This window comes from Marinovum sedimenti (assembly GCF_054052205.1).
In genome coordinates this window covers 121,820-146,913 of record NZ_JBSWBT010000002.1, presented here as the reverse complement: position 1 = coordinate 146,913, position 25,094 = coordinate 121,820, and the positions used below count along the sequence as shown (strand labels likewise).

Here is a 25,094-nt window from a genome sequence, read left to right as displayed (position 1 = left end):
GGAGACATCATGCGCGCGCGACATTCACTTTACTGGTTCACGCTACCGGCGCTGCTGGTGATCGGACTGTTCTTTATTCATCCCATTATCCTGACCTTTGACATGAGCCTGACCAGCTTCAAAGGCATCGGCGAGGCCAAAGACGTGGGCTGGCGCAATTATGAGCGCATCTTTAGCCGCGACCGGTACCTCACCGAGATCTGGCTGACGCTGTGGTACACGGTGATCGTGGTGTCGGCGCTGACGGTGACGGGGCTGTTTTTTGCCGCGATGCTGCACCGCCTGCCATTGATCCGCAATTTCAGCCGCGCCGCGCTGTACACCCCCGCGATGATGTCGTTTGTCGTGGTCGGTTATGTCTGGCAGTTCCTGTATTCGCCGCTCAACGGCGGCATCAACGTGGCGCTGCGCGAGTTGGGCCTTGGCGGGCTGGAGCAGAACTGGCTGGGCGATCCGGCGCTGGCGCTCTATTCCGTGGCCTTCACCCAGATCTGGATGTTCACCGGCTTCACCTGCGCCATCTTCCTGGCCGGGTTCGCCGGTATCCCCGAAGAGATCGGCGAGGCTGGGCGGCTTGAGGGCGCAAGCTCTTGGCAGCGGTTCCGGTACCTTGAATTGCCGCTGTTGGGGCCATCGGTCACGGTGTCGGTGATGCTGACGACCATCGGCACGCTCAAGACCTTTGAACTGCCGTTTATCCTCACCAAAGGCGGGCCGGACGGGGCGACGCGCCTGCTCTCGATTGACATCATCGACAACCTCTTTGGCCAATACAAGTTCGGCTTTGCCAGCGCGCTGTCCATCGTGATGCTGGTGATTGTTCTGGGCGTGGCCTTTCTGCAAAACAAGGTCCTTCGCGACCGGGAGTCCGCATCATGAGCCTCTCTGACACCGCCCCCGGACGCGCCACCGCCGGCCCCGATTGGGATCTGATCAAGCGCCGCGGCAAGTCCATCCTTGTGCATGGCATCGTGCTGGCGCTGGTTGCCATCATGCTCTTGCCGCTGGTTTATATGGTGATGATGTCGTTCAAGACCTCGACCGAGATCGCGCAAAATCCGCTGGGCCTGCCCGAAAGCCTGTATTGGGGCAACTACATGGCGGCGCTGTCGTCGATGGGATATGTCCGTTCGGTGCTCAATTCGATGGGCATCACCATTTCGGTGATTGTCGTGGTGGTTTTTGCCGGGGCGATGGCGGCCTATCCACTGGCCCGCCTGCAAAACCGCATCAGCCGGGTGATCGTCATGGTCATGGCGCTGGGGCTGGCAACGCCGAATTTCGTCACCATCACCCCGATCTACGTGATCTTCCGCGATCTTGGCTTGCTCGACAGCTATCTCGGCATTGTGCTGGCCTTTGCGGCGCTGAAACTGCCGCTGGCGGTGTTCTTCTACACCAGCTTTATCGCGGCGATCCCGATTGAGCTGGAAGAGGCCGCGCGGCTCGACAATTGCAACAACTGGCAGATTTTCTGGCACGTGATCCGGCCCTTGCTGGCCCCGGTGACGGCCACGCTGTCGCTGTTTGTGATGATCATGGTGTGGAACGATTTCATCTATCCGCTGCTGCTGTTGACCGACAAAGACAAGCTGACGGTGATGATCGCGGTCTATAAATTCGTCGGCAACACCGGCATTGACCCGACCAAGCTGTTTCCGGCGGCTGTTCTCGGCTCTTTGCCGCTGCTGGTGATGTTCGCGGTGTTCCAGCGCAAGATTATGGCCGGGGCCACGGCGGGGGCGGTGAAATGAACCTTGAAGGCAAACATATCATCGTCACGGGGGCGGGGGCCGGGATCGGGCTTGGCATCGCGCGGGCCTGTCGCGCGGCGGGGGCCGAGGTTACGGGCTTCGATGTCAAACCCGATGGTCAGTCGAGGCTGGAGGAAATCGGCGCGCGGTTTGTGCAGGTCGATGTCACCGATCTTGATGGTTTCGAGGCGGCGATTTCAGAGGCGTATGAACGGTCAGGCCGGCTTGACGGTATGGTCAACAACGCCGGCGTCACCATCAAGGTGCCGTTTCTCGAGATGACCCGCGACCAGATGGAAACCCTCTGGACGGTCAACCAGCGTTCGGTGCTGGTGGGCTGTCAGGCGGCGGGGCGGATCATGAAACAGGCCGGCAGCGGCGCAATCGTCAACCTGTCGTCGGTGCATGCCCGCGCCACCAATCCCGGCCATGAGGCCTATGCCGCCACCAAGGCCGCCATCGCCGCAATGACCCGCGCTATGGCCTGGTCGCTTGGCCCCTACGGTGTGCGGGTCAACGCGATTTGCCCGGCTTTGGTGCGCACCGAGATCGTCGATACCGCGATGCAAGACCCGGCCATTGCGGCGCGGGTGCAGGCCTATAACCCCGAAGGCACGGTCACCACGGTTGATGAAATCGGTGCCTTGGCGGTGTTTCTGCTGTCGGACGCCGGGTCTGCGATGAACGGATCCGAGGTGATGGCCGACCGGGGGATGTCGGCGCTTTTGGATGTTTTTGATATGAGGAGGACGTGAGATGGCCGAACTGGCGCTCAACAATGCGATCAAGCGCTACGGCGCAACACAGGTCATTCACGGTGTGGATTTGCAGGTCGATGACGGTGATTTCTGCGTCTTTGTCGGGCCGTCGGGCTGTGGCAAGTCCACGCTCTTGCGGATGATTGCCGGGCTCGAGCAGACCTCGGATGGGCGCATGACCATTGGCGGGCGCGACGTGACCCATGCCGATCCGGCCAAGCGCGGCGTGGCGATGGTGTTCCAGACCTACGCGCTTTATCCGCATATGACCGTGCGCGAAAACATGAGCTTTGGCCTCAAGATCGGCGGCACCGACAAGGCCGAGATTGAACGCAAGGTGGGCGACGCGGCCCGTATCCTCAAGCTTGAGGATTACATGGACCGCAAGCCCAAGGCGCTCTCTGGGGGCCAGCGGCAGCGGGTGGCCATTGGCCGGGCCATCGTGCGTCAGCCGGATGTGTTTTTGTTCGACGAACCTCTGTCGAACCTTGATGCCGAGCTGCGCGTTGAGATGCGGGTCGAGATTGCCAAGCTGCACAAACAGTTGGGCGCGACAATGGTGTATGTGACGCATGATCAGGTCGAAGCCATGACCATGGCCGACAAAATCGTCGTGCTGCGCGATGGCCGGATCGAGCAGGCTGGCGCGCCGGTCACGCTGTATGAAGACCCTGACAACGTGTTTGTCGCCGGTTTCATCGGCTCGCCACGGATGAACTTCTTTGATGGCACCGTGACGCGGATCGAGTCCGGCCGCGCGCATGTAACCCTGCCGCGTCTGGGCAATGTTGAGGTGCCGGTGGCGCTGTCCGATCTGCCGCAGCCGGGGCAGGCGGTGCAGCTTGGCCTGCGGCCCGAGCATTTCGAGGCGGGCGGAGCAATCCGCGCCGCACTGACCATCGACGTGATTGAGAACCTCGGCGGCGTGTCTTACGCCTATTCCTCGTCTGAGGGCGACGCGCATCCGGTGATTGTTGAGATGCGCGGTAAGGCGCGTCCCCGCAAGTGCGGGCACCTGGAGGTGGGGTTCGATCCCGCCTCGGCGCTGCTGTTTGACAGCGACACAGGTCTTCGCATCCGCTGACTTTCGTATGAGTGGCCCCCGTCGAAACCATCGACGGGGGCATTCCTTTATGGCGCGGTGGCCGCGTAGGGCAACACGCCAGGCACTTCCATCTCAACCGCGAACAGCCCGCCCGCCAGCGGATTGGCGGCTTTCTCGGCCTCGGTCATGCTGAAGGTGCCGGTGGTGACATATAGCGTTTTCAGGTCTGCCCCGCCAAAACAGCAATTGGTGACGATCTCGCAAGGCAGGTCGATCTGTGCGATTATTTCGCCATCGGGGCGCATCCCGAGCACCCGACCCCGGTCACATATCGCCACCCAAAGCGTACCCTCGGCATCCACCGTCAGCCCGTCTGGTTTGCCAGTGCTGTCGTCAAACGCGCGCAGCACGCGCCACGCGCCACCCTCACGCACTTGCAGCACCCCCGGCACACTGTCGACGAAATAAAGCCGCTCCCCATCCGGGCTCCAGCCTAGCCCGTTCGAGATCGTGGTGCCCTTCATCTGCACCTCCGGCCCCGCTGCGCCATAGCGATACAGCGCGCCTGTGGGGCCCTTGGCCCCCTCTGACATCGTACCCACCCAAAGCGCGCCGTCCGGCCCGGCGATCATGTCGTTCAGCCGGTTGCCGGGGGTGTCGGGTTCGGGATCATGCAGGATCTCGATCTCGCCAGTCTCGGGCGTCACAATCCCGAGTCCGCGCGCCGTCGCGATCAACAACTGCCCGTCGTGGCGCAGCGCCAGCGCGCTGATCAGATAGGGCAGAGGGGTGCGCGTCGCGCTACCGGTTTCGGGGTCGAAGCCATGCAGCGCCTCACCAGAAATATCGACCCACCACAAACGCCCACGCCCGGCATCCCACAACAGCCCTTCCCCACAGCCAGCTTTGGCGGCATCAACGCAGTTTGGCGAATCCATTTCGTTCTCCTCTGGAAATAATGTATGATAGTGTATAGATGATGGATGAAATGACGAAAAGTCTTGACGACCGCAACGCTCGGGTGAATCTGTACCTATGACAACACATGGCCCCATTTCCCTTTCCGCCGACAAAGACCCGGCCGAGTCTTCGTCGACTTCGATCTATGATGCGATCCGTCACGACATCCTCTCGGGCGCGCTCGAGGCCAATGCGCGGCTCAAGATTTCAGAGCTGGCCAAGCGGCACAATACCTCGACCAACCCGGTGCGCGAGGCGTTGCAACAGCTGCGCGGCGAGGGACTCGTGTTGTTCATCCCGAACCAGGGCGCGCGGGTGCGCCCGATTGACACTGAGTTTGTGCGCGACGTGGCCGAGGTGGGCTATCAGCTTGAACCCTATCTTTTGAAGCTGTTTGTCGAGACCGCCAGCGCCGAAGACATCGCCGAGCTTGAGCGCATCCAGGATGAGATTGAGGCGCTGAACTTTGCCGATAAGGCGCGCCATACCGACCTGAACCACGCCTTCCACGAAACCATGTATGAGCGGCATTACAACCGCGTGGCCTTTGGCGTCTGGAAGCAGCACCGCGAGATTCTCGGGTCGATCAGCGCCCGGATTCCGATTGCGATGGGCCGACAAGAAGCGATCCTGCGTGAGCACCGCGCGCTGATTGACGCGATCAAGGCACAGGATGTGGACGGCGCGATCAATGCGTTGAACCAGCACATCGGTGATGCCGGGCGGCACGTCGTTGATCAGTTGCGCATCGAGCTGAGCCGCGTTGCGCGCAAGCGTGGTGCCTGACCTCTGACCTCTGACCACTGACGACTGTCTTGCTGGCGATGAACCTGCGGCCCACGGCGGGCGCGGGGGGCGTTTGCCGCATTATCGCCATCTGTCGTGGTGCTATAATAAAATACTAAATTATAAAAATAATGTACGATCTGTACTTTTGATGTACAGTGATGGAAAGACGATTCTATTTGGAGGTGCCGTTGTGCCCGCAAGTCCATCCAGCGCAGTCGCCCATCAGGCCACCCTCAAGCAGACCACGGTTCAGCCGATAGGCCGGGTGTCCTCCGACGTGGCGATTGCCGCGATTGAGGCGATCCCGGCGCGTGTAGGCGGCCGCAATCAACTGCTTGTCCGGGTCGAAACTGGCGACGGTCTGGTCGGCTGGGGGGAATCCGGGTTGTCGTCACGCGAGGCGGCAGTCACAGCGGTGATCAACGATTTCGCAGGCTTCCTTGTTGGCCAGGATTCGCGCCAGATTGGCCGCATCTGGCAGGAAACCTATCGCAGCCAGTATTTCGAAGGCGGGCGTGTGCTCACGGCGGCAATCTCGGCCATCGACATCGCGCTGTACGACCTGCTGGGCAAGCGTTTGGGCGTGCCGGTGTACCAGCTTCTGGGCGGCAAACAGCGCGACGTGGTGCCGACTTTCGCCAGCTTTCTGCCCACCTCGATCGAGCAATCCTTAAGCAACACCCAAACGCTGGTCGACGCCGGTTGGGACTGTGTGCGGATCTATCCCGACGGCTTCGACGATGGCACGGTGTTCAATCCGCGCGCCTCGCTGGGGCGCACGGTCGAGACGCTGATGGCCCTGCGCGAGGCTTTTGGCCGCGACCTCTGCCTTGGCATCGACCTGCACCACCGCTATTCCCCCGCAGAAATCGCCAGCTTTTGCAATATGTTGCCACCCGGCACACTGGATTTCCTCGAAGAGCCGATCCGCGCCGAAAGCCCCGAAGCCTATGCGACCTTGCGCAAAATGACCGACATTCCCTTTGCCGTAGGCGAGGAGTTTGCGTCGAAATGGCAGGCCGCGCCGTTCCTTGAACAGGGGCTGACCCAGTACATGCGGCTGGATATTTGCAACATCGGCGGCTTTACCGAGGCGATGAAGATCGCCGGTTGGAGCGAGCGGCATTACGTCGATCTGATGCCGCACAACCCGCTTGGGCCGATCTGTACGGCGGCCAGCGTTCACATGTCGGCTGCCGTGCCGAATTTTGCCTGGCTGGAGACGCGGCAATCGCCGGTCGAAACCCTCGGGTTCCACGATCCGGCGCTGTTTCCGGTGCAGGTCGCGCTTGACGGGCCGGTCTACCGCGTGCCCGACGCGCCGGGGCTGGGGGTTGAGGTCGATGAACCTGCAATCCGGGCCAGCCAGCCCGCGCCGGTGGAGTGTCCGCATCTAACCAAGCCGGACGGATCCGTCACCAACTGGTGAACCGTTGCAGAGCGGGGGCGCACCTTAGGCCCGCAGACCGCCGCGCCTCAAACGCACAAGCCGGGACACTGCCGTTTACAAACCGCCAGCGGGACCTAACTTCGGTATAGGAATAGGCCGGTGTGGTCGGATTCCCGGTGGCTTTGATCCCTAAGCGCCGGGCCGACGCACGGTGTTTTGGTTTGTGCGGCGGCCCCAGGCCCCGCTTGGTTTGGAGGGTGAAAATGGCAACTGAAGTGCTGCAAGAGGGGGAAACGTGCTGGCGTATCGCGCAGGCGGACCGCATGGCCGTCATCATTGACGCCGCCGATTATTTTCGGGTCGCCCGCGACGCCATCCTGCACGCGCGCCACAGCGTTATGCTGATCGGCTGGGACTTTGACACCAGGATCAAGCTCGACCCGCAAGACGACAGCGAGGTGCCCAACGATCTGGGTAAACTGATCAAATGGGTGGTTAAACGCCGCCCCGAGTTGCAGGTGCATATCCTCAAATGGAACCTCGGCGCGCTGCAGGCTTTTGGGCGGGGCGACACGCCGCTGGTGATTCTGAACTGGGTGCTCAGCCCGCGGGTTCACGTTCGGCTCGACCACGCCCACCCGGCGGTGGCGGCGCATCACCAAAAGATTGTGGTGATCGACGACAGCCTCGCCTTTTGCGGTGGCATCGACATGACAGCCGACCGTTGGGACACCCGCGACCATGCCGACGAACACCCTCTGCGCAAGCGCCCGACAACCAAGCGACCCTATGGCCCGTGGCACGATGTGACCACCGCCGTGACCAGCCCCGCCGCCAAGGTGCTGGGCGATCTGGCGCGCGACCGCTGGGAACGCGCCACGGGTGAAAAGCTCACGCCGCCGCCCAAGGTTGAGCCGCGCTGGCCAGAGGGACTTGACGTCTTTGCGGAAAACGTGCCGGTGGCGATTTCGCGGACCATGCCGAAGTATGAAAGCTGGGAGGCGGTCCACGAGATTGAAAACCTTTGTCTGGCTGCGATTGCGGCGACAAAACGGGTGCTTTACATCGAAAGCCAGTATTTCGCCTCGCGCAAGGTGGCCGAGGCGATGGCCGCGCGATTGTCCGAGCCTGACGCGCCAGAGATCGTGCTGATCAATCCCGAAAGCGCCGATGGTTGGCTGGAAGAGGCGGTGATGGGCTCGTCGCGCTCGCGCCTGTTGCGGCTGGTCGAACGCGCCGATGTTCACAATCGCTTTCGGCTGTATACGCCGGTCACCGAGCAGCGTGCGCCTATTTATGTGCACGCCAAGGTGCTGGTGATGGACGACCGCCTGCTGCGGATCGGGTCCTCCAACCTCAACAACCGCTCGATGGGATTTGACACCGAATGCGACCTGTCGTTGGAGGCGGGCGCAGATGATACCGACCTGAATGCCCGCATCTTGCGCCTGCGCAACGATCTGCTGGCCGAGCATCTTGGGGTTGAGATCAGCGATGTCGAAGACGCTGTGGCCAACAACGAAGGCTCGCTGATCAAGGCGATTGAAAAGCTGCGCGGTGAGGGGCGCTCGCTGGTGCCGTTTGAGCGGTCGGAGCTGAACGATGTTGAGGATAACGTATTGGCCGAGAACGAACTTCTCGATCCAGAGCGCCCGGCGCGCCGCAGCCGGGCCTTTGAGCTATCACGTTGGTTGCCTTGGGTGGACTCGCGGTAGGCGCGGTACCCCCCGTTGACGCGGTCGGTGCCCTCACCACCGTGCCAACGGAAATGCCACGCCGATCAGTGCCCTTCGAGGCGCAGTTTCGGCGACAAGGCGGCAGGGTCAAGTTTGAGGTGCAGGATCGCGGGCCGCCCACTGTTTTGGGCGGCGGCGAGGGCCGGGCCGAACTCTTCGGTTGTCGTCACCGTCGCGCCAAAGCCGCCATAGGCCTCGGCCAGCGCTTTGAAGTCGGGGTTTGCCAGCTGCGTTCCTGAAGGGCGGCCCGGATAATGCCGCTGTTGGTGCATGCGAATGGTGCCGTACATGCCGTTGTCCGACAGGATAACGATGACATTGGCCCCCCGCTCGCAGGCGACGCCAAACTCTTGCGAGACCATCTGAAAACAGCCATCCCCCGCGAGGCAGATCACATCGCGCTCGGGGTGGTGCAACTTGGCGGCGATGGCGGCGGGCAGGCCATAGCCCATCGAACCAGAGGTCGGCGCGAGCTGCGTGCGCCAGCCGCGATAACGGTAATAGCGGTGCAGCCAGGCGGAGTAATTGCCCGCGCCGTTGGTCAGGATCGCATCGTCCGGCAGGACCGCGTTCAGATGGGTGATCACCTGCTCCATCTTGAGCGCGCCGGGGGTTTCCTGCGGCTGCTGCCACGCCTCATATTCGGCCCGCGCCTCGGACAACCATGGGCCACCCTCGCGCGCCTTGGCCAGCGCCGCAAGCTGTTGCACCACCGGCCCCGGCTGGCCGACAACCGCCAGTTCGGGGCGGTACACCCGGCCAATTTCCGAAGGATCGGCATGAATGTGGATCAGGCTTTGCTGGGTCACCGGCGGCGTCAGCAGGGTATAGCCCGAGGTCGTCATCTCGCCCAATCGCGGCCCAAGCGCGAGGATCACATCCGCGTCGCGCACCCGCTGGGCCAGTGTCGGATTAATGCCGATCCCAACGTCGCCCACATAGTTCGGGTGGCGGTTGTCGAGGAAATCCTGGCAGCGGAACGACGCCCCGACCGGCAGGCCCATCGTGGCGGCAAAATCGCCCAAAGCCCGCGCCGCCTCGGTGCTCCAGCTGGCCCCGCCAACGATGACCAAAGGCCGCTCGGCCTGCGACAGCCGGTCGATCACCTCGGATAGGTCGGCCTCGGCGGCCTTGCCCGAGGGCAGGGTGGCGGCGGGCACCGGTTCACCTTCGACAACGCTCGACAGCATGTCCTCGGGCAGCGCCAAAACCACCGGGCCGGGCCGTCCGCTTTGGGCAACATGGAAGGCGTGGCTGACATATTCCGGAATGCGGTCGGCGCGGTCGATCTCGCCGACCCACTTGGCCAGCGGGCCGAACATCTTGCGGTAATCCACCTCCTGAAAGGCTTCGCGGTCACGCTGGTCGCTCGCGACCTGACCGACAAACAGCACCATCGGCGTGCTGTCCTGAAAGGCGATATGCACACCGGCGCTGGCATTGGTGGCACCGGGACCGCGGGTGACAAAGGCAACGCCGGGGCGACCGGTCAGCTTGCCCATCGCCTCGGCCATGATCGCCGCGCCGCCTTCGTGACGGGTCACAACCACGTCAATCGCGGCGTCATACATGCCGTCGAGCGCGGCAAGATAGCTCTCGCCAGGGATGCAAAACACGCGCTCGACGCCCTGTGCCACGAGGCACCGGGTCAAAAGCGCACCGCCGTGCGGCGCAGTCTGGGTTTCGGTCATCTCGGGGGTCCTTTCAGGCGAAATCGGCGCGGGCGGCCAAGCGGTCGGCGGCGCGCTCAAAACGGGTGCGGGTGGCGGTGCGGGCGGCCTCGACATCGCTGGCATGCAGGGCGTCAAGCACGGCCTGATGCTCGGCCATGATCGCGGGGCCAAACTCGGATGCGGCGGCGTTTTTCAGGAAAGCCGAGCGCAGGTTGTTCTGAATATTGGCCTCGATCATCGAGACGACCTCGGCATAATACGGGTTGTTCGAGGCCTCGGTGATCTGACGATAGAGCAGCAATTCGGCATCGACCCGCTCCTCGAGAGCGTCGGCCGGGCCGCGCGCATCTGCCGCCGCCATGCGGGAAAAGGTGGCGTCGATCTCGGTCATCTGATCCGCGCTGCGGGATTCGGCGGCGAGGGCAGAGGCGCCGGCCTGCACCCCGGTGCGCAGTTGCAGCAATTGCACGATCTGTTTGCGTTTCTCAAAGCACGCCGGGCTGATGCGAAACGCCTGACGCTGCGAGGCATCGGTAACAAAGGCCCCAACGCCGCGGCGCGAGTCGACGATGCCATCGTAGCGCAGCAGCGAAATCGCCTCGCGCACCACGGTGCGGGCGACGCCAAACCGCTTCGACAGCTCGGCCTCGGTGGGCAACCGGTCGCCCGGTTTAAGCTGCCCGCCTTCGATTGCGCCAAGGATCGACACCGCCACCTCGTCGGGCAACCGGCGGGGGCGATCGATGCGATCAAAAAGCGCAGGTGTGTCGGCCATGGTGACATCCTCCAGAAATGACAACGCCGCCCGATGATAGAGGCTGCGCTGGCTGTCTTCAAACGAGTTATTGTAAAACAGGTTGTCTGACAACTGGTTTGATGCTTAGTTGCCGAGAAAGTGGAGGACAACATGAGAATCGGATTGATCGGGCTTGGTGGCATGGGCCGTGGGCTGGCCAAGAACATGGCCGCCAAGGGCATCGACCTCACGGTGAGCGACCTTGACCCCGCGCGGGTTGCGCTGGCTGTCGAGCAGGGGGCCGTTGCAGGAGAAAGCCCGGCGAAAATGGCGGCAGACTGCGATGTGCTGATGGTGTGCATCACCACCGCCGAGGCCGTGCAAAAGCTGGCCTTGGGGCCGAATGGCCTGTTGGCGGCGATGTCGCCCGGCGATGTCTTTGTCGACCACACCACCGTCTCGGCCGATCACGTCGATACCATGCGCGAGGCTTGCGCCGCAGTGGGCGTAGACTATGCCGAGGCCCCGATGACCCGCACCCCGGCGCATGCCGACCGCGGCGAGGTCAACATCCTGTTTGGTGGCGACGAGGCCTTGCTCGACCGGCTGCGCCCGGTGTTTGGCACCTATGCCGAGAACATGTTTCACGTCGGGCCAGCGGGCCATGCGATCCGGCTCAAGCTGATCCACAACTACATCGCTTTCGCCAATGTCGCGTCGTTCTGCGAAGGGTTCGCGCTGGCGGCCAAAGAGGGCCTCGACATGTCGAAGGTCATTGGCATCATCTCGGCGGCGGGCGGCAAATCGGGCATGATGGACCTCTACGGCAAGATGACCCTGCTGCGCGATTTCACCCCGCATATGTCGCTGTCGAATGCGCAAAAAGACGTGCGTTATTACGCCGAATGGCTCGAACGCGCGGGCCTGCCCGGCTTTATGGCGCAATCGGTGCACCAGACCTATGCGCTGGCCTCGATCATGGGGCATGGCGACGAAGGCTGTACCGCAATTATTAAAGCTTATGAAGATCTTACCGGCGTCGAGGCAAAGCTGCCCGGCGCGGAATGAGAGGCCGCTCGCGCGGGAAAGGCGCGGGTGGAAAGACAAGACGAATTGAATGGGAGGATACCAAAATGCTTAAAACACTTATGATCTCGGGGGCGGTGAGCGCGCTTCTGTCAGCGCCGGTCATGGCGCAGGATGTCACGCTGCGGCTGGCACATTTCGCGGCTGAAACACACCCGGGCCATATCGCCGCCCAAGCCTTTGCCGACGCCGTGGGAGAGCGATCAAACGGGGCCATCGCGGTTGAACTCTACCCCGCCAACCAGCTTGGCAGCCCGCCCGAACAGCTTGAACAAACGGTGCTTGGGGCGATTGAAATGAACCTGCCCACTCAGGGCGGTCTCGACAAATACGAAAAGGCGTTTGGCACCGTGATGACGCCGTTTGCCTTCTCAAGCTACGAGCATGCGCATGAAGTCCTCGACGGGCCGTTTTCCGACTGGGCCGGGCCACGGCTGGAAGAGCAGGGGCTGGTGCTGCTGTCGAACTGGGAATACGGCTTTCGCAACATCACCAACTCGACACAGGCGATCAACACGCCGGAAGACGTCAAAGGCCTGAAACTGCGCACCCCGCCCGAACTTCAGATCGTGGCGGCGCTCGAAGGGCTAGGCGCGGCGACCACCCAGATCGCCTTTCCCGAGCTGCCCAACGCGCTCAATCAAGGCGTGGTCGACGGGCAGGAAAACCCCATTGGCGTGATCTATCACTATAAACTGAACGACTTTCAGGAGCATCTCGCGCTCACCCGCCACGTCTATAATTCGATGGTGCATGTCATCAACAAAGACGTGTTCGACGGGCTGACCGAAGAACAGCAGACCATCCTGCGCGAGGAAAGCAAACGCGCCGGCAATATGATGCGTGAAGCGGTCATTGCGCAAGAGGCCGAAGAGATTGCTGCGCTCGAGGCCGCCGGCATGGCGGTGACCCGGCCCGACCTTGCGCCCTTTGCGGCACTGATGGGCCCGGCCCGCGCCCGCGTGGCCGAGTATTCCGGTCAGGAGAACATGGACACCTTCCTGAGCTTCTTGAAGTAACGCACGGCCAGTCATCCACGGCCGCCCGCGCGTCCCGGCGTTGCGGGCGGCCCAGCAAGGCTTCTGACATGATAACTTTTTTGATCCTCGGCGCACTTGTGTTGCTGATCGCCCTCGGCGTGCCGATCGCCGTCGCGCTGGGCCTTACCTCGGTCGGGTTCTACGCCCTGATGGGGGATTTCCGGATACTGGCGATGCTGCCGCAGCGGATGTTTTCGGCGACCACCGGCTTTACCCTGCTGGCGATCCCGTTCTTCATCCTTGCGGGCACCCTGATGAACACCGGCGGCATTACCGAGCGGATTTTCCGCTTTGCCAATGCCTGTGTCGGTCATGTGCGCGGCGGCTTGGGGCAGGTCAACGTGCTGGCCTCGCTGTTCTTTTCCGGCATGTCCGGGGCGGCTGTTGCCGATGCCGCCGGGCTTGGGCAAGTCGAGCTGAAGGCGATGGCCGACAAGGGTTATGACCCCGATTTCAGCGCCGCGATCACCGCGGCCTCGTCAACCATTGGCCCAGTGTTTCCGCCGTCGATCCCCTTCGTCCTCTATTCCTCGATCACCGGCGTTTCGGTAGCGCAGCTGTTCCTCGCAGGCGTCGTGCCCGGCGTCCTGATGGCGCTGGCCTTGATGGGGGCGGTCTGGTTGATGGCCTTGCGTCACAAGATGCCACGCGCCGATCACATCGACTGGACCGAAATTCGCGATAGCTTTCAAGGCGCTGCGCTGTCGCTGTTGACCCCGGTGATCATCATCGCCGGTATCTTTGGCGGATTGTTCACTCCGACAGAAGCGGGTGTGATGGCGAGCGCTTATGCGATGTTCCTGTCGATGGTGGTCTATAAAGAGATCGCGCCGCGCGACCTTCCTGCGATCTTCTGGAGCACCTTGCAGCACACACTGCGTGTGATGTTCGTGATCGCCGCCGCCGGGTTCTTTGGCTGGCTCTTGGTGCATCAACGGGTGCCCAACGCGCTGGTCTCGTCAATGGTCGGCTTCTCCGACCAACCCGCCGTGATCCTTGCCATCGTCGTAGTGATCTTGCTGGTGCTCGGCATGTTCCTCGAAGGCATCGCGGTGATCGTTTTGACCGTGCCGCTGTTCGCCCCGGTGATGCAGGAAATCGGCGTCGATCCGGTGCAGTTCGGGGTGATCATGATCATGTGCTCGATGCTTGGGCTGTTGACCCCGCCGGTTGGCATGGTGCTGTTTGCCGTCTCGTCAGTCGCGCGGATGTCGGTTGGGCGGCTGTCGAAAGCGCTGGTGCCCTATCTGATCGGGCTGGCGCTGGTGTTGCTGCTCGTGGTCTCCGTTCCCGCGGTCTCGACCTGGCTGCCGAACCTGGTGCTGGGGCTATGAGGGCGCTGGAAACTGCCTTTGGCAGATTGTTGCGCGCGGTGCCAATCGTCTGCCTTGCGGCCCTGTTCGCGCTGATCCTTGTTAACGTCGTGGCGCGCACCTTTCAGATTTCTGGCGTTACTTGGTTTGATGAGGTGGTGCAGGGGCTATTCGCCTGGATGGTCTTTGTCGGCGCCGCCGCGCTCTGGCGTGAGAATGACCACTTTCAGGTGGTGTGGCTGCCGCAATCCCTGCCGCCGCGCGCCGCCCGCGCGTTGCAACTGCTGATCACCGTGCTGGGCCTATGCTTTTTGTGCGCGATGACGTGGTACGGCACCTCGCTCACCCTCAAGGCGCGTGCGCTAACCCCAATTCTCGATCTGCCCACTTCGCTTTTCTATGCCGCGATCCCGATCTCGGGCGCGGTGATGATCGCCTATTCGCTGCGCGATCTGCTCAAACTTCTCAGCCGAAAGGACCCTATCCGATGATCTTCGACCACCGCACCTATACCTGCCACCCTGGCCGGATCAAAAACCACATGAAAATGTATGAGGAGCATGGCTGGGCAACCCAGAGCCGGCATTTGGGCCAGCCTGCGGTGTACGGCGCGGTCGAGACCGGCGATGTCAATTCCTATGTGCACATCTGGGTGTATCGCGACGTCGCCGACCGGGCTGCGAAACGCGCCGCATTGGCGGCCGATCCCGAATGGCATAAGTTCATGAAGATGAGCGCCGAGAGCGGCAATCTTGCCCGTCAGGTCAACACCATCCTGACAGCCGCGCCGTTCTTTGAGTATCCGAACGAGATTGGCTGAGTGCGGACAAAAACGGCCAAGGGGATCGCCCTTGGCCGTTGGTCATTCGTGCGGCCTTGCAACGGGCCGAGGGTCGCCGGGGCGAGGTTACTTGGTGCTGGCGATCAAGGCGCGCATCATCTCGATTTCTTCGCCGGTCAGATCGGTCAGCGGGGCGCGCACATGTCCGGTTTTGAACCCGCGCAGCGCCACGCCCGCCTTGACCGCCGACACCGCATAGCCGGCCTGCCGGTCACGGATCTTGGCGAAGGGGTAGTAAAAGTCGCGCAACAGCGCATCGCATTTGGCCCGGTCATCCGCCATCAAAGCGGCGTGGAACGCCAGCGCGGTTTCCGGCACGAAGTTGAACACCGCCGAGGAATAGGTCGGCATGCCCGCGCCCTTGTAGGCTTGCGCGAAAAGCTCATGCGTCGGCATCCCGCCGATATACGACAGCCGATCGCCAAGCGCGATGGTCACCCGGCGCACGGTGTCGATGTCGCCGGTGCCATCCTTGAACCCGATCAGATTGGGGCAGTCCGCCGCCAATTGTTCCAGCGTCTCGGCCGAGACCTGCGCCTGCCCGCGATTATAGACGATCACCGCCATATTGGTGGCCTTGCACACCGCGCGGATCCGCGCAGCCACGCCAATTTGCGGCGCTTCGGTCAGGTAATGCGGCAGCAACAGAATGCCGTCACCGCCCGCCGCCTCGATCTCGCGCGCGAGATCACAGGCAACGCGGGTGCCATAGCCGCAGCCCGCGATCACGGGTGCGTCGCCCGAGATTTCCTTGGTCGCGCGCACCACATCGACGATTTCGCCGGGGGTAAGCGAGAACATCTCGCCAGTGCCGCCCGCCACGATCAGCCCGGCCACCGGGTAGTGCGACAGCCACTCGAGATGCGCCTGAAACGGAGCCTTGGCAAAGCGGTCGTCGCTGTCGAAGGGCGTGACAGGAAAGGATAAAAGGCCGTTGCGAATAATGTCGCGCAGGTCGGTGGGGGCAATCATGCGAGTCTCCTTGGGGTGCGAAAGGGGTGTGGTACGATTGGTCGGGTTGGCCTTGGTTCGGGGGTGAAAGCGCAATTGGGCGCCGCCCGATCAAGCGATTTCAACTCAGTTCATCATCTACACTAATATATTAATTTGAAAAGGGGGCGATTTCCAGCCTATTCTGAGATGGGGGCGGGAAACCTGAGCGTTGGCATGGGTGAACATCTCACGAGCTACGGCCCATTTGCGTGATGGTCATGGGAAAAGCGCGCAGCTTGTGGCAAATATATGACTGTGCGGCGGGTCAATCTGTCGGTCTAAGTCGAATTGACGGCCCCGTGCTGGTAGAAGAAGGTGTTGCGATATGTCCGTAAAAGCTGCGTTTGATTTGGTACGAAGCAGTGAGCCCCGCGCACGTGTTTCCGCGTCGGGCCGGATATATGACGACTTGCGCCAGCGGATATTGTCGCTGGAATTGCCGCCCGGAACCAGCCTGCTGCGCACGGAGTTGGCCGCGAAATATCAGGTAAGTCAGACCCCGCTGCGTGACGCGTTTCAACGGTTGGAGCAGGACGGTCTGATCCAGATTTTCCCCCAATCGCGCACTATAGTGACGCGGATTGATGTGGCTTTGGTCCACGAGGCTAATTTCCTGCGAACCGCTTTGGAAACCGAGGTTGTGCGCCATTTGGCCCGTAAAGGGGCACCAGAAACCGTTGTCAAAGCCCGCGCGGTGCTGGAAATGCAGCAATCTCTTGCCAATGAAGGCTTGCAGATGCGGCTGTTTCACGAGCTCGATGAATACCTGCATCGGGTGCTGTTTGACGGGTTGGACCGTGGCAATCTGCACCAGCTGATCCGCTCCAAAGCCGGGCATCTTGATCGGGTGCGGCGGTTGCAGGTGCATTCGCCCGCCAAGATCCAGTCGATCCTCGCAGGGCACGTCGAGATCATCGAGGGAATCGCGGCCTGCGACGAAGAGGCGGCGGTGGCGGCGATGCGCACCCACCTGCGCAAAACGCCCGACTGGGTCGAAGTTCTGCGCGCCGCCAATGCCGATGTCTTTGCCTGAGAATTACCTGGAAACGTAACGCGCTGCCGAGGCATTTGCCCCGGTATCGCGGTTTTCACACCGTTCCCTTAGTAGGATCGTCCAAGCCACGCGCCGCCCTTTGAGGTGTCGCGAAAGATGCAACTTGCTAAACAAAAATCTCTAATATAGTAATATATGAGTTGGGTCGGTACATGCCGGCCAATCACTGTTCACGACCCCCGGAGAGGGCTGAACAGGTCCCATTTCGGGAAGGCGGGCACAGCGCGGGTCACTCTTGGTGACGCGTGGCGAGGGGGCCGTCTTGAAATCTGGAGGAGACATCAAATGCACAGACGTACACTTCTGACCGCCGCGGCGGCGCTGGCCACGGTTCTGACACCGCTTGCCGCCACGGCCGCTGACTTCCCGAGCCGTGACATTCGCGTCATCGTGCCGTGGGGCGCGGGCGGCGGCACCGACGGGATCGTGCGTAAAATCACGACCATCGCGGAAACCGAGCTGAACGGTGCGGGCATGTATGTCGAAAACATCGAAGGCGGCATCAGCGCCACTGGCGTTGGTCAGTTGATGACGTCGCGGGCGGACGGCCACACCATCGGCGCGCTGACCTATGACAGCGTTGTGACCGTGCCGTGGCAAGGCATGCTGCCGACTTACAAGATGGACAAACTCAAGCTGATCGCCCGGATCACCAGCGAACCGGATGCGATTATCGTCGATGCCACTTCCGATTTTGCCACGCTTGATGATCTGGTGGCCGCAGCCAAGGCCGATCCGGGCCAGGTGCGCATCGGCATCCAGAACCTTGGCGGGCGCATCCATTTGACCTTGCTGCAATTGCAAGAAATGACTGACACCGAGTTCAAGATTATCTCCTACCCTGGCGGCGCGGCCCCACAGAAAGAGGCGATCCTTTCCGACGAAGTTGACGTGGTGATCACCAGCCTTGGCGATTTTGCCGGCCTGCTCGAAGATGTCACCACCCGCGGCCTTGTGGAATTCGGCGACGCGCCGAACCCGACCTATGATGTGCCTCTGGCCAAAGACGAAGGCGTCAACCTGTCAAACGGCAGCTTTATCGTCATCGCGGCTCCGGCTGGCACCCCCGACGACGCGGTTGCCACTATTGAGGGCGCGTATAAGGCGGCCTTTGACAGCGATGAGTTTCAGGATTGGGTCGCCAAAGTCGGCGTAACCCCGGACTGGATCGGGTCTGACGCGGTAACGGAATGGGCCGCCGAGGCCTCTGGCGTGTTGTTCGACAAGATGGATGCGCTGGTCGAAACCGGTGTTCTGTCGAAATAGGCGTTTGCCATTCACAATCGTGGGCACCGGGCAAACCCCCCGGGTGCCTGCCTTGTCAGGAGGGCCCGCCATGAGCGGCAAAGCGGGCGTGCTACGGCTGGGGGTGCTCTTTCCCCTTATCCTGTTGGTGCTCACCACGATCTATTTCGCGGCAGCGTTCAACATCCGCGCGCAATTCACCCCCGAAGGCGAAATGGGCCCGCAGCATTTTCCGATGCTGATCGCGGGCTTGATGTATGCCGCTGTTTTGGCCGTTCTGGTGAACGAACTGCGCCAACCCGCGCCGTTGGCCGAGACGAATGAGGCTGCCGATTTGTTGCTCCCGGTTTTGGTGGTGATCGCGACCGCGGGCTACATCTGGCTGTTTCGCCCGTTGGGATATGCCCTGTCGACGGCGCTGTTTGTGGCGATCTTGTTCCGCGTTTTCCGGTTTGAGACCGGGCGGCCTCTGATCTTTGCGCTGTATGTGCTGGGCGTGGTCGCGGCATTTTACGGGCTGTTCGCCGGGATATTCGGCGTGCGCCTGCCCACATTGATCGGAGACCTGTTGTAATGGAAACCCTGAGCATCTTTGCCGGCGGCTTTCTGGAACTGGCCGATCCCGAGGTTCTGGCTTTCATGGTGATCGGCTTTCTGGTCGGCACCTTTTTCGGGGCCATGCCCGGCCTGACTTCGGTCCTTGCGATCGCTTTGCTTTTGCCGATCACCTACACCATCGATGTCGTGCCGGCGCTGGTGATGAGCGCGTCGATTTTCATGGCCGGGATGTATTCCGGCTCGATCACCGCAACCACGATCAACATTCCCGGCGCGCCTTCGTCGATGATGACAGCGGTCGAGGGCAATGCCCTGATGCGCCGGGGTAAGGGGGCGAATGCGTTGGGCCATGCCGCGCTTGGTTCGATGATCGGCGGCGGCATCGGGGCGGTGTTGCTGATGGCCTTTATGCCGGTGGCGGCGGATATTTCGCTGCTGATCCGCACTCCGGGCAAATTCGCATTGGTGCTGTTTGCGCTGGTGGTGATCATCATCGTTGACAGGGGCGCGATGGCCAAAGGATTGGTCGCGACGCTGCTGGGCGTGATGCTGGCCACCATCGGGATCGACGTGCTGCAACCGGTGCCGCGCTTTACTTTCGGCACCGAAACGCTTGTACAGGGCATCGACCTGATGCCTGTGGTGATTGGTGCCTTTGCGATCAGCGAGGTATTGATCCAGGCGCAAAACTGGCGGTCCTCGCTGAGCGACACATTGGACAAGGCCAAAGACATCAAAATCCGTCGCCGCGATTTTCTGCCGCCCCTGTCCGAGATCCGCGACATCGGGGTGCTGACCTATATCAAAAGTGCCTTCATCGGCTATGGCATCGGGATTTTGCCCGGCGCGGGTGGTTCGATGGCGGCTTTCGTGTCTTATGCCATGGCGCGTGGCAGCTCTCACAAGCCAGAGGAATACGGCAAAGGCTCGCGCCAGGGCATCGCCGCAGCGGAATCCGGCAACAACGCGATGTGTGGCGGGGCCTTTGTGCCGATGCTGATGTTCGGCATTCCCGGCGATCCGACGACGGCGGTGGTGCTGGGCGTGCTGGTCATCAACGGGTTGCAACCCGGGCCGCGGCTGTTGGATGGACAGGCCGAGCTTTTGGCACCGATGTTCGCATCGCTGTTTGTCAGCGCGCTGGTGTTGATCCCGCTGACGCTGTTCCTTCTGGGGCCGTATTTCGTGCGGATCGTGTCGATCCCCAAGGGGCTTTTGTACAGCGCGATTGCTGTGGTCGCCCTCGTCGGCAGCTATGTTGCCACCTATTCGGTGTTCCAGATGGCTTTGGCGGTGATTTTCGGCGTGCTGGCCTTTTTCATGCGCAAACTTGGCTATTCGACGGTCTCCCTCTTGCTGGGCTTCATCTTGGGGCCGGATCTGGAGCAATACCTAAGGCGGTCGCTGTCCCTTAGTGACAACAATCCGATGGTGTTCCTGACCAGTCCCGACAGTCTGTTTTTCATCGTTCTGACCGGCTTGTTCGTCTACGCCATCCTGTTTCGCCGGAAGAAACCTATTCCCGGCAAAGATATCGCGGAAATATGAATGAAAGATAAACTGCGATTTTGAGGTGCGAAGAGGGCGGCCCAGTGCCGCCCTTACGCTATCGCGCAAGCCCTTTTGCGCGCTGGAATCTCCATCCGGTATTGCACAGTCTGCCCACGCCACATTGCAACCAAGTTGGCAGTTCCATTGGTATGTGACCCTGTTCGGCACCGGTCACGCAGTTCGCCAGACTGGCAAAGCGCAACGACAGCCACGGCTGGCCCGCCGACGAAAGGGCCACAACAATCTAATCCATGAGCAACCACACCCGACTTGCCTGTTTATTGGGCGGTTTTTCGGGGTCTCAAGGCGGATGCTGCGATTTTGGCACAGTCAGCTTGCTCAATCTTGCATACATGATGTACGCAAGATGAAACACGGCGAGTCGCTCGGGCGCGCCGAGCAAGTGGGGGAGTTCAGCGTGACTGCGGAAAAACTGACCAAACCCTACCAGCGCGGGCTTGCCTCGTCTGAAATCCACGACATCCTGCGCGATGAGATCCTAACGCTGACGCTTGAACCCGGTTCGCCGCTCGACGAGGTCAGCCTGTCCAAGCGGTTTTCGGTGTCGCGTTCGCCCATTCGCGAGGCGCTGTATCGGCTCACGTCGAACCGGCTGGCGCAGCGGCTGCCCAACCGATCTACCATCGTTGCGCCGGTTGACCTCACGCATTTTCCCGAGTTCATTCAAGCGCTTGACGTGCAGCAAAGACTTGCGACCCGGCTTGCCGCGCAGAACCGAACGGATGAGGATATCACCCGGCTGCGCGCACTGGCGGACGCCTTTAACCTCTATGTCGAAGAGACTGACGCACTGCAGATCATGCAGGCGAACTTTGCCTTTCACGTCGGCGTCGCCGAGGCCGGGCGCAATCCTTATGTGATCCGGCCCTACAGGGTGCTGCTGTCCGAGGCGCGCCGTTTGCTGCATATCCACGTGCGGTTTCTGGACGCGGCCAACCGCAAACATGTGATGCGCGACCAGCACCATGACTTTGTTGATGCGATTGAGGCGCAGGACATTCAGCAGGCCGACGCCATCGCGCACGCCCACTCGATGCAGTTTCACGACCGCTTTCTTGCCGCGCTCAACCATGTGCCCGACGACAGTTTTGACATCGGCAACCCGCCCGCCGTGACCCCGAAAGCGGGGGGCTGACATGCCCCGCATCGCCCGTGCCACCCTTGCGACCCATGCCAATGACATTGGCGGCAAACTGTGGAACCCGGCGATCCGCTGGACGGTAAAACACGCGGTTTTCGTGGTTTTGGAAGATGACGCGGGCAACGCCGGTCTTGGCGAATGCTGGTGTTTCGATGCCGCGCCGGATGCCTTGCTGGCCTTTCTGCGCACCGAGGTTTTGCCGCATTTCGAAGGCGCGGAACTGTCGGATGTCGAGGGCATTGCCGCCCGTTTGATTGACCGCGCCACATTGACCGCGCGGCACGGGATATTGCTCTCGGCGCTGTCGGGCATTGACCTCGCGGTTTGGGATTTGCGCAGCCGGCAGAGCAATCTGCCGCTGTGGCAGGCGCTTAACGCGACGGGCAGCGGCGCGGTATCGCTCTATGCCAGCGGCGGGCTTTATGGGGAGGGTAAGAGCGATCAAGATCTTGCCCGCGAGATGGCCGGATTTGCCGCGCAGGGGTTTCCCCTCAGCAAGATGAAGATCGGCGGTCTGTCGATCTCCGAAGACCTTGCGCGCGTCAACGCCGTTCTAAGCGCGCTGCCGCCCGAAGCCCGGTTGATCATCGACGGGGTGTATTCCTACACGGCGACAGAGGCGCGCGCGATTTACGAGGCGCTGCCCCAAGGCCGGATCGAGGCGTTTCAATCGCCGCTCAAGGCGTATGACATCGCCGGTATGGCCGAATTGTCGCGCGCGGGCGTGCCGGTGATGGCGCTTGAGGCGGAGTACCGCCGCGAGGTGCACGCGCTGTTGGTGCATGAGGCGCGCGTCGCCTTTCTGCAAACCGCCCCGATTGCCAGTGGCGGCGTGACCGGCGTGCGCGCGCTCGCAAACCTGTGCAGTGGCACCGACACAAGGCTGTCGCTTGAGGTGTCGTCAACCGGCGTGGCCTTGATGGCCGCCTGCCATATTGCCGCCGCCGAACCGCTGGTGGCGCATGTGGAATATCACAGCGTGCACCGTGTGTTCTTCAACGATTTCGGGTTGGGGCCAGAGGGCTTTGATCCGCGCAAATTCACCCTGCCTGCGACCCCCGGCTTTGGGGTTTCCCTGCCAGACCCACAGCGCGCGGCACCGCACAACAAGAACGCGCCAGTTGCGTTCCAAGAACCGCACAAGCGGCCATGATCCCACACACCCACAGACGGAGAAACCAATGACCCATTCCCTACTCAAACTTGCGAGCGCTGCGGCGCTTATGCTGTCCGGTGCCACGGCCGCCAGCGCGCAAGAGGCCAACCTGCTCGACACCATCAAAGAGCGCGACAGCCTGCTCTGCACCGGCCACAACGGCAGCTATCTGGGCTTTGCCGAAGTGGACGGCGAAGGCGCATGGCAGGGCTTTGACATCGAATTCTGCAAGGCGCTGGCCACCGCGATCCTGGGCAGCCCCGACAAGCTTCAGGTCATTCCCGTCAGCTTTGCCCAACGGTTTCCGGCGCTGCAATCGGGCGATGTGGACGTGATCATCAAGGTCACTGGCTGGACGCAATCGCGCGACACCGACCTGGGCCTGCAATTCTCGCGCCCCTATTTCATTGGCCCGTTCTACACGATGGCCAAGACCGAGCTTGGCGCCGAAACCATTCAAGATCTTGACGGCGGCGTGTTCTGCGTCAACGCGGGCACCACGGTTGAACGGGTTCTTGCGGATTATATGGAAGTCAACGGTGTGTCGTATGAACCGCTGGCCTTTGAAAAGGGCGAAGAGCTACGCGCGGCGTTTTACAACGGCCGCTGCGATGCCATCGCGGGCTTCGGCCCCTTCCTGTCGGCCACTCGCGTCAACGCCCCCGACCCGGAAGCCTTCACAATTCTTGGCGACGTGATGAAGCTTGAGCCCGAAGGCATTGTGGTCCGTCAGGGTCAGGACGACTTCCTTGATGTCATCAACTGGATGGTCAGCGCCCTGCTGATGGCCGAGGAAAGCGGCATCACCCAAGCCAATGTCGACGAGATGAAAGCCAACCCGCCGTCGCCAACCATCGAGCGGCTGCTGGGCGTGACCCCCGGTGTGGGCGAGCGCATGGGGCTGAGCGATGACTGGGCCTATAATGTGATCAAGACCGTCGGCAACTACGGCGAAATCTATGACCGCACCGTTGGCGAAGGGTCGCGCTATAAACTGCCGCGCGGGCTTAACAATCTGTGGAACAACGGCGGCGTTCTGTACCCGCTGGTTCTGGACTAACCGAAGTCGAAGAGCCGCCCACCGCGGGCGGCTCTTCCTTTAGTCGGAAAAGCATTTATGCAAAAGATCCTCGCATCACGCCGCTTCAGACGGGTGGCCCTTCAGGCCGGGTTCATCGCCCTTATTGTGCTGGTGACTGTTGGCCTTGTCGTGACCACACAGCGCAATATCGTCGCCCAAGGCATCGCCACCGGGTTCACCTTTCTCGAACGCACCACCGGCTGGCCGATCAACTTTTCGGTGATCGAAGTCAGCGCGCGGTCGACCTATGCGCGGATCATCTTTGCCGGGCTGCTCAACACCATGCTTGTTGGCTTTCTGACGCTGTTCTTTGCCTCGATCCTTGGGGTGATCCTTGCGCTGTTGCGGGTGTCGACCAACACGCTGTCGCGGCTGATTGGCACCACCTATGTTGAGGTGTTTCGCAATGTGCCTGTCGTGTTGCAGGTGTTCTTTTGGTACGCGGTGCTGACCCATTTGCCCGGCCCGAAAGAGGCGCACAGCCTTGCGGGCTTTGCGATGTTGTCAAACCGCGGCATTGTTTTGCCCAGCTTTACGTTGATGGAAAACGGCCTTGTCTATCTGGCGCTTGGCGTCGTCGCGGCCGGTCTTTGGCTGTGGCTGACACGCGACAGGGTGGCGCGCGCGATCCGGCTGGGTGTCGGTCTTGGCGGGGTGGCCCTGTTGTTTGTGACGCTGGCTGTGCTCGGCCATGAGCCGGGCGCGCCGATCCTGTCGCTGCCGCAGCTCAAAGGTCTGCGCATCGCCGGGGGTGTGACGCTCAAGCCGGAAATGACAGCGCTTGTCGTCGGCCTCGTGCTGTTCGGGGCCGCCTATATCGGTGAGATCCTGCGCGGCGGGTTGATCTCGGTCGGCCGGGGCAAGCTTGAAGCCGGGCGCGCCCTGGGCCTCAGCAGCTTTCAGATCAACCGCTTGATCCTCGTGCCGCTGGCACTGCGGGCCGCGCTGCCGTCGCTGACCAATCAATATGTCTGGCTGATGAAGGCGACCACTGTCGGCCTTGCCGTCGGCTTCCCCGACTATTTCGCCGTCATCTCGACCTCAATCAACCAAAGCGGCCAGACGCTCGAGCTTTTGGCGCTGTTGATGGGTGGGTTCATTGTGCTCAACTACTCGATTGCCTTTGTGATGAACGCGATCAACGAGCGGATCAAGATCAAGGGGAGAAGTTGA

24 protein-coding genes are annotated in these 25,094 nt (G+C 61.7%); 20 read left to right on the top strand and 4 right to left on the bottom strand.

Features of this window, described 5'->3' with window-relative positions:
• The first annotated feature begins 9 nt into the window (after positions 1 to 9).
• Genes ACW9UO_RS18065 through ACW9UO_RS18050 form a run of 4 tightly spaced genes read left to right on the top strand, consistent with a single transcriptional unit; the run spans position 10 to position 3,596 of the window.
• Complete coding sequence (locus tag ACW9UO_RS18065; RefSeq protein ID WP_457088716.1) at positions 10 to 879, top strand: carbohydrate ABC transporter permease; 870 nt, start codon at positions 10 to 12, stop codon at positions 877 to 879.
• Positions 876 to 1,754: a carbohydrate ABC transporter permease gene (locus ACW9UO_RS18060; protein WP_457088715.1), complete on the top strand. Its 879-nt coding sequence runs from the start codon at positions 876 to 878 to the stop codon at positions 1,752 to 1,754. Before ACW9UO_RS18065 ends, ACW9UO_RS18060 begins: the two co-directional genes overlap by 4 nt.
• Positions 1,751 to 2,509, top strand: a complete 759-nt coding sequence (locus tag ACW9UO_RS18055) for an SDR family NAD(P)-dependent oxidoreductase (protein ID WP_457088714.1) — start codon at positions 1,751 to 1,753, stop codon at positions 2,507 to 2,509. Before ACW9UO_RS18060 ends, ACW9UO_RS18055 begins: the two co-directional genes overlap by 4 nt.
• A 1-nt stretch (position 2,510) precedes the next feature.
• Positions 2,511 to 3,596: an ABC transporter ATP-binding protein gene (locus ACW9UO_RS18050; protein WP_457088713.1), complete on the top strand. Its 1,086-nt coding sequence runs from the start codon at positions 2,511 to 2,513 to the stop codon at positions 3,594 to 3,596.
• A gap of 47 nt (positions 3,597 to 3,643) precedes the next feature.
• On the opposite strand, the gene ACW9UO_RS18045 is transcribed toward ACW9UO_RS18050, so the two are convergent.
• Entirely contained in the window at positions 3,644 to 4,495 is an 852-nt protein-coding gene (locus ACW9UO_RS18045) for an SMP-30/gluconolactonase/LRE family protein (RefSeq protein WP_457088712.1), read from the bottom strand.
• A gap of 97 nt (positions 4,496 to 4,592) precedes the next feature.
• Between ACW9UO_RS18045 and ACW9UO_RS18040 the strand changes: the two genes are divergently transcribed.
• The 3 genes from ACW9UO_RS18040 (at position 4,593) to ACW9UO_RS18030 (ending at position 8,411) form a co-directional block, all read left to right on the top strand.
• Positions 4,593 to 5,303 (top strand): GntR family transcriptional regulator, encoded by a 711-nt coding sequence (locus ACW9UO_RS18040; protein WP_457088711.1) that lies wholly within the window; start codon positions 4,593 to 4,595, stop codon positions 5,301 to 5,303.
• A gap of 268 nt (positions 5,304 to 5,571) precedes the next feature.
• Positions 5,572 to 6,735: a mandelate racemase/muconate lactonizing enzyme family protein gene (locus tag ACW9UO_RS18035; protein WP_457088892.1), complete on the top strand. Its 1,164-nt coding sequence runs from the start codon at positions 5,572 to 5,574 to the stop codon at positions 6,733 to 6,735.
• Positions 6,736 to 6,959: 224 nt separating this feature from the next.
• Entirely contained in the window at positions 6,960 to 8,411 is a 1,452-nt protein-coding gene (locus tag ACW9UO_RS18030; protein WP_457088710.1) for a phospholipase D-like domain-containing protein, read from the top strand.
• Positions 8,412 to 8,476: 65 nt separating this feature from the next.
• Here the strand turns inward: ACW9UO_RS18030 and ACW9UO_RS18025 are convergent, their stop codons facing one another.
• Complete coding sequence (locus ACW9UO_RS18025) at positions 8,477 to 10,123, bottom strand: thiamine pyrophosphate-binding protein (protein ID WP_457088709.1); 1,647 nt, start codon at positions 10,121 to 10,123, stop codon at positions 8,477 to 8,479.
• A 13-nt stretch (positions 10,124 to 10,136) separates the two neighbouring features.
• Entirely contained in the window at positions 10,137 to 10,973 is an 837-nt protein-coding gene (locus tag ACW9UO_RS18020; RefSeq protein WP_457088708.1) for a FadR/GntR family transcriptional regulator, read from the bottom strand.
• Between the two features lie 39 nt (positions 10,974 to 11,012).
• Between ACW9UO_RS18020 and ACW9UO_RS18015 the strand changes: the two genes are divergently transcribed.
• The 5 genes from ACW9UO_RS18015 to ACW9UO_RS17995 all read left to right on the top strand — a co-directional run bounded on the left by ACW9UO_RS18015 (position 11,013) and on the right by ACW9UO_RS17995 (position 15,100).
• The gene (locus ACW9UO_RS18015; protein ID WP_457088707.1) at positions 11,013 to 11,909 is read left to right on the top strand and encodes an NAD(P)-dependent oxidoreductase; all 897 of its coding nucleotides are present in this window, start codon (positions 11,013 to 11,015) and stop codon (positions 11,907 to 11,909) included.
• A 65-nt stretch (positions 11,910 to 11,974) separates the two neighbouring features.
• Positions 11,975 to 12,946 carry a TRAP transporter substrate-binding protein gene (locus tag ACW9UO_RS18010; protein ID WP_457088706.1) on the top strand — a complete coding sequence of 324 codons (972 nt, stop codon included), beginning with the start codon at positions 11,975 to 11,977 and terminating at the stop codon, positions 12,944 to 12,946.
• Positions 12,947 to 13,014: 68 nt separating this feature from the next.
• On the top strand, positions 13,015 to 14,301 hold the full coding sequence (locus tag ACW9UO_RS18005; protein WP_457088705.1) for a TRAP transporter large permease: 1,287 nt from the start codon (positions 13,015 to 13,017) through the stop codon (positions 14,299 to 14,301).
• Positions 14,298 to 14,771: a TRAP transporter small permease gene (locus tag ACW9UO_RS18000; protein WP_457088704.1), complete on the top strand. Its 474-nt coding sequence runs from the start codon at positions 14,298 to 14,300 to the stop codon at positions 14,769 to 14,771. The genes ACW9UO_RS18005 and ACW9UO_RS18000 overlap by 4 nt, the downstream gene beginning before the upstream one ends.
• On the top strand, positions 14,768 to 15,100 hold the full coding sequence (locus tag ACW9UO_RS17995; RefSeq protein ID WP_457088703.1) for an NIPSNAP family protein: 333 nt from the start codon (positions 14,768 to 14,770) through the stop codon (positions 15,098 to 15,100). Before ACW9UO_RS18000 ends, ACW9UO_RS17995 begins: the two co-directional genes overlap by 4 nt.
• Before the next feature lie 87 nt (positions 15,101 to 15,187).
• Here ACW9UO_RS17995 and ACW9UO_RS17990 read toward each other — a convergent pair whose 3' ends face one another.
• Positions 15,188 to 16,093, bottom strand: a complete 906-nt coding sequence (locus tag ACW9UO_RS17990; RefSeq protein WP_457088702.1) for a 5-dehydro-4-deoxyglucarate dehydratase — start codon at positions 16,091 to 16,093, stop codon at positions 15,188 to 15,190.
• Positions 16,094 to 16,523: 430 nt separating this feature from the next.
• Here ACW9UO_RS17990 and ACW9UO_RS17985 point away from each other — a divergent pair, with 430 nt between their 5' ends.
• The 8 genes from ACW9UO_RS17985 to ACW9UO_RS17950 all read left to right on the top strand — a co-directional run bounded on the left by ACW9UO_RS17985 (position 16,524) and on the right by ACW9UO_RS17950 (position 25,094).
• A complete protein-coding gene (locus tag ACW9UO_RS17985; RefSeq protein WP_457088701.1) occupies positions 16,524 to 17,147 on the top strand; it encodes a GntR family transcriptional regulator in 624 nt (207 codons plus the stop codon).
• Between the two features lie 306 nt (positions 17,148 to 17,453).
• Positions 17,454 to 18,434 (top strand): Bug family tripartite tricarboxylate transporter substrate binding protein, encoded by a 981-nt coding sequence (locus ACW9UO_RS17980; RefSeq protein WP_457088700.1) that lies wholly within the window; start codon positions 17,454 to 17,456, stop codon positions 18,432 to 18,434.
• A 70-nt stretch (positions 18,435 to 18,504) separates the two neighbouring features.
• Complete coding sequence (locus ACW9UO_RS17975) at positions 18,505 to 18,987, top strand: tripartite tricarboxylate transporter TctB family protein (protein WP_457088699.1); 483 nt, start codon at positions 18,505 to 18,507, stop codon at positions 18,985 to 18,987.
• A complete protein-coding gene (locus ACW9UO_RS17970; RefSeq protein WP_457088698.1) occupies positions 18,987 to 20,519 on the top strand; it encodes a tripartite tricarboxylate transporter permease in 1,533 nt (510 codons plus the stop codon). The genes ACW9UO_RS17975 and ACW9UO_RS17970 overlap by 1 nt, the downstream gene beginning before the upstream one ends.
• A 370-nt stretch (positions 20,520 to 20,889) precedes the next feature.
• Entirely contained in the window at positions 20,890 to 21,678 is a 789-nt protein-coding gene (locus ACW9UO_RS17965) for a GntR family transcriptional regulator (protein ID WP_457088697.1), read from the top strand.
• A gap of 1 nt (position 21,679) precedes the next feature.
• Positions 21,680 to 22,837 carry a mandelate racemase/muconate lactonizing enzyme family protein gene (locus tag ACW9UO_RS17960; RefSeq protein ID WP_457088696.1) on the top strand — a complete coding sequence of 386 codons (1,158 nt, stop codon included), beginning with the start codon at positions 21,680 to 21,682 and terminating at the stop codon, positions 22,835 to 22,837.
• 28 nt (positions 22,838 to 22,865) lie between these two features.
• Complete coding sequence (locus tag ACW9UO_RS17955) at positions 22,866 to 23,900, top strand: transporter substrate-binding domain-containing protein (protein ID WP_457088695.1); 1,035 nt, start codon at positions 22,866 to 22,868, stop codon at positions 23,898 to 23,900.
• Positions 23,901 to 23,957: 57 nt separating this feature from the next.
• Positions 23,958 to 25,094: an ABC transporter permease subunit gene (locus ACW9UO_RS17950; protein WP_457088694.1), complete on the top strand. Its 1,137-nt coding sequence runs from the start codon at positions 23,958 to 23,960 to the stop codon at positions 25,092 to 25,094.